11 protein-coding genes are annotated in these 13,864 nt (G+C 69.4%); 1 reads left to right on the plus strand and 10 read right to left on the minus strand.

What is annotated here, in order from left to right; translation table 11 throughout:
* Positions 1 to 7 precede the first annotated feature (7 nt).
* The 5 genes from OG817_RS29310 to OG817_RS29330 form a co-directional block, all read right to left on the minus strand.
* Complete coding sequence (locus OG817_RS29310; RefSeq protein ID WP_406047789.1) at positions 8 to 1,045, minus strand: LacI family DNA-binding transcriptional regulator; 1,038 nt, start codon at positions 1,043 to 1,045, stop codon at positions 8 to 10.
* Entirely contained in the window at positions 1,042 to 1,989 is a 948-nt protein-coding gene (locus tag OG817_RS29315) for an NAD(P)H-dependent flavin oxidoreductase (RefSeq protein WP_406047790.1), read from the minus strand. The genes OG817_RS29310 and OG817_RS29315 overlap by 4 nt, the downstream gene beginning before the upstream one ends.
* Before the next feature lie 69 nt (positions 1,990 to 2,058).
* A complete protein-coding gene (secA, locus tag OG817_RS29320; protein ID WP_406047791.1) occupies positions 2,059 to 4,962 on the minus strand; it encodes a preprotein translocase subunit SecA in 2,904 nt (967 codons plus the stop codon).
* Positions 4,963 to 5,146: 184 nt separating this feature from the next.
* Positions 5,147 to 6,295, minus strand: coding sequence for a winged helix-turn-helix domain-containing protein (locus OG817_RS29325; protein WP_406057534.1), 1,149 nt, complete (start codon positions 6,293 to 6,295; stop codon positions 5,147 to 5,149).
* A gap of 100 nt (positions 6,296 to 6,395) precedes the next feature.
* Positions 6,396 to 6,908, minus strand: coding sequence for a ComEA family DNA-binding protein (locus OG817_RS29330; RefSeq protein ID WP_406047792.1), 513 nt, complete (start codon positions 6,906 to 6,908; stop codon positions 6,396 to 6,398).
* Positions 6,909 to 7,043: 135 nt separating this feature from the next.
* Between OG817_RS29330 and OG817_RS29335 the strand changes: the two genes are divergently transcribed.
* Entirely contained in the window at positions 7,044 to 7,859 is an 816-nt protein-coding gene (locus tag OG817_RS29335; RefSeq protein WP_406047793.1) for a S1 family peptidase, read from the plus strand.
* Positions 7,860 to 7,968: 109 nt separating this feature from the next.
* Here the strand turns inward: OG817_RS29335 and hpf are convergent, their stop codons facing one another.
* The 5 genes from hpf to mtrA all read right to left on the minus strand — a co-directional run bounded on the left by hpf (position 7,969) and on the right by mtrA (position 13,833).
* Positions 7,969 to 8,592 (minus strand): ribosome hibernation-promoting factor, HPF/YfiA family, encoded by a 624-nt coding sequence (gene hpf / locus OG817_RS29340; protein ID WP_202873214.1) that lies wholly within the window; start codon positions 8,590 to 8,592, stop codon positions 7,969 to 7,971.
* 249 nt (positions 8,593 to 8,841) lie between these two features.
* On the minus strand, positions 8,842 to 9,531 hold the full coding sequence (locus tag OG817_RS29345; protein ID WP_406047794.1) for a ComF family protein: 690 nt from the start codon (positions 9,529 to 9,531) through the stop codon (positions 8,842 to 8,844).
* Positions 9,532 to 9,599: 68 nt separating this feature from the next.
* Positions 9,600 to 11,381, minus strand: a complete 1,782-nt coding sequence (locus tag OG817_RS29350; RefSeq protein ID WP_406047795.1) for an LpqB family beta-propeller domain-containing protein — start codon at positions 11,379 to 11,381, stop codon at positions 9,600 to 9,602.
* Positions 11,378 to 13,036 (minus strand): MtrAB system histidine kinase MtrB, encoded by a 1,659-nt coding sequence (gene mtrB, locus OG817_RS29355; protein ID WP_406057537.1) that lies wholly within the window; start codon positions 13,034 to 13,036, stop codon positions 11,378 to 11,380. Before mtrB ends, OG817_RS29350 begins: the two co-directional genes overlap by 4 nt.
* A gap of 119 nt (positions 13,037 to 13,155) precedes the next feature.
* The gene (mtrA, locus tag OG817_RS29360; RefSeq protein ID WP_360439112.1) at positions 13,156 to 13,833 is read right to left on the minus strand and encodes an MtrAB system response regulator MtrA; all 678 of its coding nucleotides are present in this window, start codon (positions 13,831 to 13,833) and stop codon (positions 13,156 to 13,158) included.
* Positions 13,834 to 13,864: the final 31 nt, after the last annotated feature.

A 13,864-nucleotide genomic window follows, 5' to 3' on the forward strand; every position in this document is an offset into this window, starting at 1 on the left:
CGGTTGCCTAGAGCAAGCGCGCGGTCGACTCCCGGACGACGAGCTCGGTCGCCAGCTCGATGTGGGACGTGTCCAGGGCACGGCCGCCGACCAGACGCATCAGCGACTCGAACGCGAAGGCACCCATCTGCTGCAGGGGCTGTCGCACGGTGGTCAGCGGCGGCGTCGACGACTCGGCCAGGAAGGTGTCGTCGAAGCCGACGACGCTCAGATCCGCCGGCACCGCAAGTCCCTGCAGTCGGGCCGCTTCGATCACTCCGATGGCGATCGGATCGTTGGCGGCGAGGACAGCGGTGGGCGGTCGCTCCAGCCCGAGCAGGCGCCGGCCCTCCGCGACGCCGGTCGCGGTGATGAACAGGCCGTGCGAGATGAGCTCTGCGTCGACGTGCAGACCGGCGTTCGTCATCGCGGCGAGATAGCCATGCAGCCGGGCCTGTCCGCAGGACGACGACTCCGGCCCACCGACGAAGGCGATCCGCTCGTGCCCCAACCCGATCAGGTGCTCGGTCGCGCCCAACGCACCGGTCCCGTTGGTCGCGCCAACAGTGGCCACCTCGATCGAGGGAAGGCTCAGCGCATCGATCGCCACCAAGGGCAGACCGGCACGGTCGACGGCAGCGCCCTGCAACTCGGTGAGTTCACAGGCGACGACGATCATCCCTTCGTGCCCGGCAGCGCGCAGTCGCCGTACCCAGGCATCCGACGACGAGCCGCCCAGGACGTCATCGAGCAGGGCGACCACCACGTCGACCTCGGCCTCCGCGGCGGCGCCGCTGACGCCGCGCAGGACTTCGACGGTGTACGGCGAGAGCAGGTCGTCGCAGACGAGGCCGACGGTTCGGACCCGCGTCTTCTTCCGTGCGCCCCGCTGGCGTTGCGGGACGTACCCGTGGTCGGCGAGCGCTCGCTCGACCCGGACCCGGGTCTCCTGACCGACGTCCGGGCGTGCGTTGAGAACCTTCGACACCGTCGCCGTCGACACCCCGGCCGCAGCGGCGACAGTCGCCAGAGTCGTCCGCCCGCTGCCCGGTGCCACCTGGTTCACTGGTTGCTCGCGGCCTGGAGGTAGGTGCGGTAACCGGCGAAACCTTCGAGGACCTCGGCGGCTGTCGGTTGGCCGGTGAGGGCGCCGACACCTTGGCCCGCGTAGATCGACGCGCGGGTGGGATCGGCGGCGCGGGTGCCCTCGACATAGTCCGCGTGACCGCTGTCCTGCGTCTTCAGTTCTTCCTCGCGGCCGACCCAGCTGTCGAAGAAGTCGTTGCGCAGGGCACGGCCACCGAACTCGTCCGGCCAGCCCGCGCGCGACGCCGCGTCGAAAACCGTGCCGTAGACGGTGTCGGTCTCGTCCGCCTCGATCACCCGACGGCGGACCGGCTCCGACGTCAACGCCTCGACACAGGTCAGGAACGCCGTACCGATCCAGCCGCCTGCGGCTCCAGCGGCGAGTACGGCGGCCAGCCCGCGCGGACCGGAGATGCCGCCGGCCGCGAGCACCGGGCGATCGGTGAGGTCGAGGATCGCCTGCAGCAGCGGGAGTGTGGCGACCTCGTTGCGGCCGTGACCGCCGGCCTCGGCACCACGCGCCACGATCACGTCGACGCCGGCGTCGATCGCCTGCCGCGCGTCCGCGACGGTCCCCGCCTGGGTCGCGACGACGATGCCTTCCTTCTGCAGCGCCTCGACGTACGGCGTGTAGTCCCCGAAGCTGAGCGACACCAGGGCCGGTTTGAGCTCGAGCACGGCGTCGAGATGTTCGGGCCGCTCGTCCACCGACCAGGCCATCAGCCCGATCCCGTACGGGTTCCCGCCCGCCGCGGCCACGGCTCCCTCGGTCCGGATCCAGTCAGCGGTGACCGCCGACCCGGCCCCCAGAATCCCGAGTCCCCCGGCCGCCGAGATCGCGGCCGTCAGTTCCCCGCCACTCACGTTCGCCATCGGCGCGCCCACCACGGGCACCCCCAGCCCGAACCGCTCCCTCAGCCACATGCGTCCACACCACCACAGCAGTGTGGCTCCCGCCAAGGCGGGAGCCACACTGTGCAGAACTCGAAGGCGTCAGAACTTGTAGGCGTCCGACTGCGGGTCGCCATGGCAGCGCTTGTACTTCTTGCCCGAGCCACACGGGCAGGCGACGTTGCGCGGGGTACCGGCGTACAGCAGGCCACCCTCGTCGCCCGCGTCCTGGTGGAGCGAGACCTCGTCGTCGCCGTCGATGGTCGGAGCGGAGTACGACAGCCGCTGCGGGCGCCGTTCACTCAGGCCCTTGACCTGCAGGCGCGGCGTGTCTCGCGGCCGCGGCGCGTCCTGCGGGCGGATCTCGTCCTGGAGCCGGCCCGGGAACTCCGCCACCGGCGCACCGGGAGTCAGGATGTCCTCGTCCTCGGCGACGGCCTCGTCCGGTTCCGCGGTGAGCACCATCTGCTCCTGCATCGCCTTCACGTCGACGTTGAAGATGAAGGCGACCGACTCCTCCTTGATCGACTCCATCATCGCGGCGAACATGTCGTAGCCCTCGCGCTGGTACTCGACCAGCGGGTCGCGCTGCGCCATCGCGCGCAGCCCGATGCCCTCACGCAGGTAGTCCATCTCGTACAGGTGCTCGCGCCACTTGCGGTCCAGCACGCTCAGCACGACCTGGCGCTCGAGCTCACGCATCGACTCCTCGCCGAGCGTCGCCTCGCGCCGCTCGTACGCCTCCTTGGCGTCGAGGACGAACCGCTCGATCAGGAAGTCCGAGGTCAGGCCGGCCTTCTCGCCGCCGGCCTCCTCGATCAGGTCGTCCTCGGTCACCTCGGTCGCGTACAGCGTCCTCAGCGCGGTGAACAGGGCGTCCAGGTCCCAGTCCTCGGCGAACCCGTCGGCGGTCGCGCCCTGCACGTACCCGGTGACGGTCTCCTCGAGCATGTCCTGCACCTGCTCGCGCAGGTCCGCGCCCTCGAGCACCCGGCGGCGCTCGTCGTACACGACGTGCCGCTGCCGGTTCATCACGTCGTCGTACTTGAGGATGTTCTTCCGGGTCTCGAAGTTCTGCGCCTCGACCTGGGACTGTGCCGACGCGATCGCCTTGGTGACGACCTTGTTCTCCAGCGGCTGGCTGTCGTCGTTGTTGCGCGACATCGCCCAGTCGACCATCTCGCGCTTGAACAGCCGCATCAGGTCGTCCTCCAGCGACAGGTAGAACCGGGACAGGCCCGGGTCGCCCTGCCGGCCGGACCGGCCGCGCAACTGGTTGTCGATCCGGCGGGACTCGTGCCGCTCGGTGCCGAGCACGTACAGGCCGCCCGCCTCGCGGACCTCCTCCTGCTCGTCCTTCACCTGCTTCTCGAACTGCTCCAGCATCGTCGGGTACGCCGCTTCGTACTCCTCGATCGCCTCGGCCGGGTCGATGCCACGGGCGCGCAACTCCTTGTCGGCCAGGAATTCGGGGTTGCCGCCGAGGATGATGTCGGTACCACGGCCGGCCATGTTCGTGGCCACCGTGACCGCACCCTTGCGGCCGGCCTCGGCCACGATCGCCGCCTCCCGGGCGTGCTGCTTGGCGTTCAGCACCTCGTGCGCGACGTTCTCCTTGCGCAGCTGGGCGGACAGCCGCTCGGACTTCTCCACGCTGGTGGTGCCGACCAGGATCGGCTGACCGCTCTGGTGCACCTCGACGATGTCCTGGACCACCGCGTCGAACTTGGCGTCCTCGGTGCGGAAGATCAGGTCCCGCTCGTCGCTGCGGATCATCGGCTTGTTGGTCGGGATCGGGACCACGCCGAGCTTGTAGATCTTGGAGAACTCGGCCGCCTCGGTCATCGCCGTACCGGTCATGCCGGCCAGCTTGTCGTAGAGGCGGAAGTAGTTCTGCAGCGTGATCGTCGCGAGGGTCTGGTACTCCTCCTTGATCTCGACGTTCTCCTTCGCCTCGATCGCCTGGTGCAGACCCTCGTTGTAGCGGCGGCCGTGCAGCGTCCGGCCGGTGTGCTCGTCGACGATCAGCACCTCGTTCTCGACGACCACGTAGTCCTTGTCGCGGCGGAACAGGTCCTTGGCCTTGAGCGCGTTGTTCAGGTAGCTGATCAGCGGGGTGTTGGCCGACTCGTACAGGTTGTCGATACCGAGCCGGTCCTCGACCTTCTCGATACCGCGCTCGAGGATGGCGACGGTGCGCTTCTTCTCGTCCACCTCGTAGTCGGCGACCGGGCGCTGCTCCTCCGGCACCTTGTCGTCGGCGATCCGCGGCTTCAGCGTGCCGGCGATCCGCGCCATCTCGACGTACCAGCGCTGCGAGTCCTCGGCCGGGCCGGAGATGATCAGCGGGGTCCGGGCCTCGTCGACCAGGATCGAGTCGACCTCGTCCACGACCGCGTAGTTGTGCTCGCGCTGGACCAGGTCCTCGATCGAGTTGGCCATGTTGTCGCGCAGGTAGTCGAAGCCGAACTCGTTGTTGGTGCCGTAGGTGATGTCCTTGGCGTAGGCCACCCGGCGCTCGGCCGGGGTCATCTCCGGCAGGATCACGCCGTAGTCGAGGCCGAGGAAGTGGTACACCCGGCCCATCCACTCGGCCTGGTACTTGGCCAGGTAGTCGTTCACCGTGACCACGTGCACGCCCCGGCCGGACAGCGCATTCAGGTACACCGGCATGGTGGCGACCAGGGTCTTGCCCTCACCGGTCTTCATCTCGGCGATGTTGCCCAGGTGCAGCGCCGCGCCGCCCATGATCTGGACGTCGTACGGGCGCTGGTGCAGGGTCCGCTTGGCCGCCTCCCGGACCACCGCGAACGCCTCCGGCAGCAACGAGTCGAGCGACTCCCCGTTCTCGTGCCGTTGCTTGAACTCCGCGGTCTGACCGCGCAACTCCTCGTCGGACATGCCGACGAAGTCGTCCTCGATCGAGTTGACCATCTTCGCGATGCCCTGGAGCTGACGCAGGATCTTGCCCTCGCCGATCCGCAGGACCTTGTCGATCACCTTCATGGTGGGGAGTTCTCTCCTTGCTGCTGAAGCCTGGGTTGCGGCATGAGCCGACAGGCGCGTCCCACCCACGGGCGGGCGCGCGTGACCCATGGTACGGGGCCGGGTGTGTCAAGCCACGCCCGCTGCGTGCCGTAGGGCTTACCCGACCCACGCTCAGGGAGCCCGAAAAGTTCCGGCTCCGCGCTCAGAATCCGCGGAGTGCGTCACTCAGCGCAGGCGAGAGGTCACCGCCACCGACCACCCGGACCTGGTCGAGACCGAGCCAACCCGCGAGCTGGACGAGCTCCGCGGCGAGCTCGTCCGGGGTCTCCACCGGCGCCTTCGGCTCCGCGTGCGCCGACTGGACCAGCAGTACGCCGGCCGTCCGGTCCGACTTCAGGTCCACTCGCGCGACCAGCCGGTCCCCGAGCAGGAAGGGGAGGACGTAGTACCCGTAGATCCGTTTCTCGGCCGGCACATAGATCTCGATCCGGTACCGGAAATCGAACAGCACCTCGGTCCGGGTCCGCTCGAACACCAGCGAGTCGAACGGGCTGACCAGGGCCCGCGTGTTCACCCGCCGTGGCAGCCGCGCGTCCCGGTGCAGGTACGCCGGCCGCTTCCACCCGTCGATCCGCACCGGCAGCAGCTCGCCCTCCTCGACCAGCTCCTGGATCGCCTGCGCCGTCGGATCCGGCGCGGTCCGGAAGTAGTCCCTCAGGCACTGCGCGGTCGCCACCCCATGCGCCTTGGCCGCGATCGACACCAGCCCCCGGTGCGCCTCCGCGTCGGACGGAGTCGGCGTCGCCAGTACGGCGGACGGCAGCACCCGCTCGGGTACGTCGTACTGCCGCTCGAACTGCTGGTTGCGGCGAGCCACCGTGATCTGGCCCGCGTAGAAGAGGAACTCGAGAGCCCGCTTGACGTCGGACCAGTTCCAGCCCCAGTTGTCCCGCTCACGCTCGACGTCGTCGTCGATCTCCCGGGCGGTCAGCGGGCCGTGGTCGCGGACGTCGGCGAGCACCTGCTTGACCAGGTCCGGCCGCTGCTGCGCGATCGCGCGCGGGCCACCCCAGGCCTCGGTCATCGCGCGGTCCATCCGCCAGCGCATCAGCGGATGCGTCTCGACCGGGATCAGCGACGCCTCGTGCGCCCAGTACTCGACCAGGCGCCGGGGCGCCTTGCCGCTCGCACGGTCGAGCAGCGCCCGCGGATACGGGCCGAGCCGGGAGTAGAGCGGCAGGTACTGCGCGCGGCTGAGCACGTTCACCGAGTCGATCTGGATCAGGCCGATCCGGCCGAGCACGCGGACCAGCGCCCGGGCGTCCGGCACTCCCTTCGGCCGTGGGTCCATGAAGCCTTGGGCCGCCAATGCGACCCGCCGCGCCTGTGCCGTCGACAACACCTGCGTAGTCACGTTCGAGATTCTGCCCGGTGCCGCCGACAGAATCCGCTCAGCGCCGATCCTGGACCGGTACGACGACCAGCCTGTCGACCAGATCCTTGCTCGGCGGGCCGGACAGCAGCCCTCGGGACCACAGCTCGTCGACCGACCGGAAGCGACCCGTCTGGGTGCGGCTCGACACGATGGCCGTCGCGCGCTGCCGATCCAGCTCGGGCAGCGCCGACAACACTTCGACCGATGCCTCGTTGAGATCGACCAAGCCGCCGTACTTCCGGCCGCCGATGACCAGCGCGGCCTGGATGGTGGCTACGCCCATGCTGGCCAGCAGTACGAGGACGACGGCGTCAGGGCTCGGGTGATCCGGCTCGCCCCAGCCGGGCACCCAGAAGGCGACGGCCGTGCCCAGATAGACCAGCGCGGACACGGCGAGCAGCAGACTCCGCCGCCGGACGGCCAGGATGCCGAACATGATCGGACTGCCGACACCGATCGTCACCAGGGGAACGGCGGCGCCGGCCAGCTTCAGCCAGACCGTCTTCCAGTTGGTTCGGGGCGCGCGCACGGCCGCACTGTAGTGGGAGCCCCGGGCCATAACTCGGAAGTTACCGTAAGTGGGAGGTGCGCTACAGAAGGTGTTCGGGGGACGCTCCAAGGAGGCCACGCCGCCCGTGTGGCCCCTATCAACCTGGAGTGAGGCATGACAGGAAGATTGCAGTTGGTCCGTGCTGCCCTGGCAGCCGGTGTGCTGGCCGCGACGTCCCTCGGTGCGGTGGCCGTAGCCGGCTCCGCATCGGCCGCGGAAGCGCCGGACGGACCCAAGACCCGGATCGTCGGCGGCACCATCGCCCACACCGCCGACACCCCGTGGGCCATTCAGCTGTCGAACAGCGGCTCCCCCGATCCCACCGAGGAATGGTGTGGATCGACGCTGGTCGCGGCGAACAAGATCGTGACCGCCGCGCACTGCGCCCAGGAGTCGGCAAGCACCTACACCGCGATCCAGGGCCGGGACGTGCTGACCGACACGTCCAGCGGCAAGGAGTCCAAGATCAGCAACATCTGGGTGGACCCGGACTACGGCAGTGCGCCCGGTCACGACGTGGCCGTGATGACCCTGGCCACGCCGTTCGACGGTGTACCCACTCTGGCACTGGAGACCGACGTGGGGGCGGACACGGCCGGAGCACCGTCGGTGGTCTACGGCTGGGGAGACACCGAGGGCACCGGACCGGCGGACACCTTCCAGAAGGTGGACGTGCCGGTGCTGGGTGACGCGTACTGCGAGCAGGCGTACGCGAACGAGGGCTACACCGCCGACGGCGAGATCTGCGCCGGCTACGAGGACGGTGGCAAGGACTCCTGCCAGGGCGACTCGGGCGGGCCGCTGGTCCTGAACGGGCGTCTCTTCGGCGTTGTCTCGTGGGGTGTCGGGTGTGCGGACGCCGGTAACCCGGGTGTCTACGCGGAGGTGGCGACGTACGCCGCCGAGCTCCAATCCCAGATCGACAGCTAGCCGACGTTCGCAGGGAAGCGCGAGGGGCCGGGCTGGTCAGCCCGGCCCCTTCGTTGTTGCGCTCCTCCCGGAACCTCGGAGGTCGGCCTCACGACCGGAGCGGGGTGGATCAGACGGTCAGGCGGATCACGCCGTAGTCGTAGCCGCGGCGCCGGTAGACGACGCTGGGCTGGTTCTCGTCCGCATCCACGAAGAGATAGAAGTCGTGCCCGACCAGTTCGAGCTCGTAGAGCGCCTGGTCCAGGGACATCGGCTTGGCGGTGTGGGTCTTCTCGCGCATCACCAGGGGACCGTCCCCGGTGACCGTGAGGGATCCGAACTTGTACGTCGCCACTTCGTCGTCGGCGACTGTCTCCTCCACTGCTGGTGTGCCGTTGAGCGGCTGCTTCGCGTTCACGTGCCGTAGGCCTTCCGGCGAACGCTCACCGCGGTGCACCCGGCGCCGGTCCGCCGCCTTGCGGACCTGGGCCCGGAGCCGGTCGAGGCAGACGTCGAACGCCGCCTGCTTGGTCTCGCCGCAGGCTTCGGCGCGGACCACCGGCCCCTTGGTGTACATGGTGAGCTCGACACGCATCGCCCGATCGTGCTGTCGCGGGTTCTTCTCCTGGCTGACTTCTACCTCGCACCGCAGTACCCGGTGATCGACCTTCTCGATCCGCTCGAGTTTTTCCTCGACGTACTGCCGGAAGCGGTCACTGACCTCGCAGTGATGACCCTTGACAACGACGTCCACGGAAACCTCCATCGATCGGCGACTTCTTTTACGTCTCCGGACCCCCGCCAGCCGGTGAAATCCACTCCGTCTCGCTGTGTCGGTTGCGGTTGGGGCGCCCGAAACGAGAACACCCGCCTCCACGCCCATCGGACTCCGCGGTGAGGATTCCGGCTGATCCGGTCCTGCACCACTTCCCTGCCCGACAAGCCCGTGCGGGTGTCATAGGCCAACGCTAGTCGGCTTCGGCGAAAACCGGTAGGGAAGTTCTCATGAACCAGACGGCCGGTGCCGGCGGGTCGCGGCCAGCACCGCGCAGCCCAGCACCGGAACACCCCCGGTTTCCAAGGCGCGGCAGGCTTCGCTGAGCGTGGAACCGGTGGTGATGACGTCGTCGACCAGCAGGACCGGTTGATCGGTCAGCGTTTCAGCCCAGCGCGAACGAAGCGCGAAAGCCCCGGCCAGGTTGGCCGTTCGGCGTTCCGCGGACAGTCCGGCCTGGTCGTCAGGACGCCGTACGACCGACAGCGCGGGAGCCGGCCGGGCGTCGACGCCACCGCGCCGGAGCGCCCGCACGGCGGCCTTGGTGATCCGCGTCAACGGGTCGTGGCCACGCTGCCGGACCGTCGAAGGCGCTGACGGGACAGGGCAGACCCACACCCCCGGATGGTTGCCGAGAGCCGCGAGTACGGCGGTCGCCAGGACCTGCCCGAGCGGACGAGCCAGCGCGTACCTGGCCTCCTCCTTGTGCGCGATGATGAGCTTCCGCACCTGATCGGCGTACGACGCTGCCGCTGTCGGTGGCGGCAGTCCGTCGGGACGCGGGTCGGGCCAGGCACGGAACGGAGTCAGCGAGGTCAGTAGCTCGCGGCAACCTCCACAGAGAGTGACTCCGGGCCGGTCGCAGCCCGCGCAGCGCCCACCCAGCACGAGATCGGCGAACGCGTCCCGGACCGACACCGCACCCACGATCGGCGACGCCGCCCCGGCACCGCAACCACCCCGGCCCGGGCCTGTGGATATCTCCGTCAGCCCGGGTAGACCGGAATGAACGGTATGGCGTTGGCGTCGTCCTCCATGGCGGTCCAGGTCAGGTCGCGGGTCTGCCAGTGCACGTGCCCGTCGACGTCCTCGACCGCGGGGAGCGTGTCCTTGTTCGGGTTCGAGGCCAGCCGCTGGGTGATGAAGTCGGTGGACGCACCGGGCAGCAACTGGAGCTTGGAACCGTCCGGGTTGACCAGCCACGGCGCGCGGTCGGCGTTGCCCGAGGCCCCGGCGACCAGGACGCCTTGCTTGTTCCAGGCCGCGTCGGTCATGTCGGTGAGTGCCAGCTCGAGCTTGCGGAGGCTGCCGAGCAGCAGCTGCTTGCCGTCGGGGCCGGTCTGGATCGCCCCGGTCTCGACGTACGGCTTGCCGGTGGCCTTGGACCGCATCACCAGCAGCGCCCGGACACCGTCCGGCGCCATCCGCAGCACCAGCGGGGTGTCACCGCGGAAGCTGACCGTCACGGCGGTGAGCTTCCCGTCCCGGTTGCGGACCCGCAGCCGCGGCGTCGCCTTGTCGGCCCGGTCCAGGATCCACAGGTTGTCGTTGTTGTCGTAGCTCGGCCGCAGCACCGTGCCCAGGGTCTTGATGCGGAGAAGGTCGTCGGTCTTGTCGCTGTTGTTGGTGTTGTCCAGCGGACCGTAGGCGACCACCTTCTCGCCGTCGATGGTGGTCACGATGGCGCCGGAGTCGCCACGCAGGTTCACTGCGAACGACTCGGCGATCTGCCCGTGGAGCAGGCTGGAGTCCAGTGGCCGGGCGGCGATGTCGGACGCTCCGTCCAGCCCTTCGACCCGCTGCACCCGGCCCTGCCGCAGGCCGTACAGCGTGGTCATCGCGCCCCCGGGGATGGAGGGGTCGTACTGGCTGAAGTTGCTGAACGGCAGTACGTCGGGATCGTCCGGAAGCAGCGGTGCGCCGCCGACCGTGATCCGGGTCCGGAGGTTGATCTGGTTGAGCGTCCAGACGATCTGGGCGGCGAGCAGCCGGCGGTCCTGGTCCCGCAGCGCGGCCGCCGTATCGTTCAGCGCCACCGTGGCGACGCCGAACTCGACCGGGACGGACACCTGCACCTCGGTGCCCGGCGGGGCCAGCGACACGACGCCGTTGCCGAGGCTCTTGGTCGGGCCCTTCAACAGCTCCTGGATCAGCTGGGTCGCGGCCTGGCCCTGGGACTGGTTCACCGACAGGTAGACCGGGTCCGGGACCAGCAACTCCCGGCCGGGGTTGAAGAAGTACAGATCGCGCGGCGCCAGTTTGAGGTCCACCTGGTTGCTGCCCAGGTAGACCCCGGGCGGCACCGAAGCGACCCGCAGCTGGCCGTCGACCTTCGCGACCTTGAACAAGAAGTCGGCCCGGTCGGCGCCCGCCGCCGCCGGGATCCACTCGCCCCGTTCGTCGACGGTCGCGATCTTCCGGGCGGTCAGCTTCACACCACCGCCTGGTTGCGGCGACAGCGATCCGGGGCGCTGGTCGTAGACGATCGTCTGCGTCTCGGGCTTCCAGGCCGCGGCCGCGTCGGCCGTCATGTACTGCCGGGCGACGTCAAAGGCCCGTGTGTCCGACATCGCCTCCAGGAACCCGTTCACCAGCTCCAGCTCGGTCAGGTTGTCCCGCGGCGGCTTCGCCTCGACGCCGACCCCGATCCCGCCCTGCGTCAACCCCTCCCGGCTGCCCTGGCGGATGTTCCCCTGGGTCGGGACGGTCGCGCACCCGGTGACCAGCAACGTCAGCGCCAGTACGGCTCCGAGCAGTCTGCGCCTCACCGCTCCTCACCACCCGTCAGCTTCTGGTACGGCGCTCCGACGTCGACCAGCGACTTGTCGGAGACCACCCGGCTGGCGTCGGCGGGGCGGGCCGGCAGCGGCGATCCGGACAGCGTCACGTCGGGCCGGCGCGGCAGGGTGAGGCGGAAGTAGGCGCCTTCGCCTGGTGAACCCCAGGCGTCCAGCCGGCCACCGTGCAGCCGCGCGTCCTCCAGCGCGATCGACAGACCGAGGCCGGTCCCGCCGGTGGTCCGGGCCCGGGCCGGGTCGGCCCGCCAGAACCGGCTGAACACCATCTCGGCCTCTTCGGCCCGGAAACCGACACCGTGGTCGCGGACCGCCACAGCGGCCGAGTCCTCGTCGTGCGCGGTGCTGATCCGGATCGGCAGGCCCTCGCTGTGCTCGATGGCGTTGCCGATCAGGTTCCGCAGGATCCGCTCGATCCGGCGGGCGTCCACCTGCGCGCGGCACGGCTCCGGCATGTCCAGCTGCACCTCGCAGCCCTTGCGACGGAGCAGGGTCTCGTGGTTCTCGAGCACCCGGTTGACGATGTCGCGCAGGTCCACGTCCTCCAGGTCCAAGGCGGCCGCCCCGGCGTCGAACCTGCTGATCTCCAGCAGGTCCGCGAGCAGCTCCTCGAACCGGTTGAGCTCGTTCTGCAGCAGTTCGACCGAGCGGCGGCTGATCGGGTCGAACTGGTCCCGGCTCTCGTGCAGCAGGTCGGCGGCCATCCGGACCGTGGTCAGCGGGGTCCGCAGCTCGTGCGAGACGTCGGACACGAACCGGCGCTGCAGCCGGGACAGCTCCTCGAGCCGCCGGATCTGCCGCTGCAGGTTGCTCGCCATCTTGTTGAAGGAGACCGCCAGCCGGGCCAGGTCGTCGGTGCCGCGGACCTGCATCCGCTCCTCGAGCTTGCCCGCGGCCAGCCGCTCCGCGATCCGCCGCGCCATCCGGACCGGGGTGACGACCTGACGAGTGACCAGCCAGGCCACCGCACCGAGCAGCACGACCAGCAGCAGGCCGGCGGTGACCAGCGCTCGCTGGACGACGTCAAGCGTTTCCTGCTGCGCGGTGAGCGGGAAGAGGAAGTAGACAGAGTACCGGTCGCCGGTGGAGTTCACCCGGAGCTGCGACCCCATCACCAGACCGGGGACGCTGGGCCCGTCGCGGTAGTTGATCAGCGTGTAGGTGTCCCACAGCTTGGAGTCGTCGCTCATCACCGAGGACGCCAGCGCCGGCGGGATGGAGTCGCTGTCGACCAGTCCGGTGTAGCGGATCGCGTTCGAGGTGGCCGTGTCGGTCGGCACGAGCAGGACGTCGTACAGGCCAGGGCGGTTGGTGCCGAGGACCAGCGCGGACAGCTGCTGGTTGATCGTGGTGGGGTCAGCGGCGTTGATGGTGTTGGACAGCGAGGTCAGCTGCGCCCGCGCCTCCGCCTGCGCGCTGCCACGACGGGACTCCAGCACACCGTCGGTGACCTGGCTCATCATCACCCAGCCGACCAGGAGCAGTACTACGGTCGACATCAGCAGGGTGCCGGTGACGATCCGGGCCTGGATGGACCGGCGCCAGATGTCCGGCCAGTGCTTGGGATGCGTCCGCCACAGCGGCTGCGGGTAGGCAGGCCAATCAGCCGCGGCGGCGGTCAGCTCCAGCTCCGTCCCGCGGGTCTCGGCCCTGTCCTGCTCGGGCAGGGCCGGCTGCTGCTCCGGCCCCGGCGTCGTTGCCGGGGCGTTGGCGACAGCCTGCGACTCCGGGTCGCGTCCGTACTCGATCAGTCCGCACCCGCCTTGTAGCCGACACCGCGGACCGTGACCACGATCTCCGGGTGCTCAGGGTCCTTCTCGATCTTGGAGCGCAGCCGCTGCACGTGCACGTTGACCAGCCGGGTGTCGGCCGCGTGCCGGTAGCCCCAGACCTGCTCCAGCAGCACCTCGCGGGTGAACACCTGCCAGGGCTTGGAGGCCAGGCAGACCAGCAGGTCGAACTCCAGTGGAGTCAGCTGGATGGTCTCCCCGGCCCGCTTCACCGAGTGCCCGGCCACGTCGATGGTGAGGTCGCCGATGGTCAGCGACTCCGGCCCGGGCTCGTCCATCCGGCGCAGCCGGGCCCGGATCCGGGCCACCAACTCCTTCGGCTTGAACGGCTTGACCACGTAGTCGTCGGCACCGGACTCCAGGCCCAGCACGACGTCGACGGTGTCGCTCTTGGCCGTCAGCATCACGATCGGTACGCCGGACTCGGCCCGGATCGCCCGGCAGACGTCGATCCCGTCCATGCCCGGCAGCATCAGGTCGAGCAGCACCAGGTCCGGTTTGAACTCCCGGAACCCTGGTACCGCTTTGTCACCGGTTGCGCACAGATAGGTGTCGTAACCCTCATTGCGCAGCACGATGCTGAGCATCTCCGACAACGCGGTGTCGTCGTCGACGATAAGAACTCTGCCTCTCATCGTCCGGTTGCCTTCTGCCACGCCCTGCTCC

The sequence above is a fragment of the Kribbella sp. NBC_00889 genome, from assembly GCF_045207705.1.
GTDB lineage: Bacteria > Actinomycetota > Actinomycetes > Propionibacteriales > Kribbellaceae > Kribbella.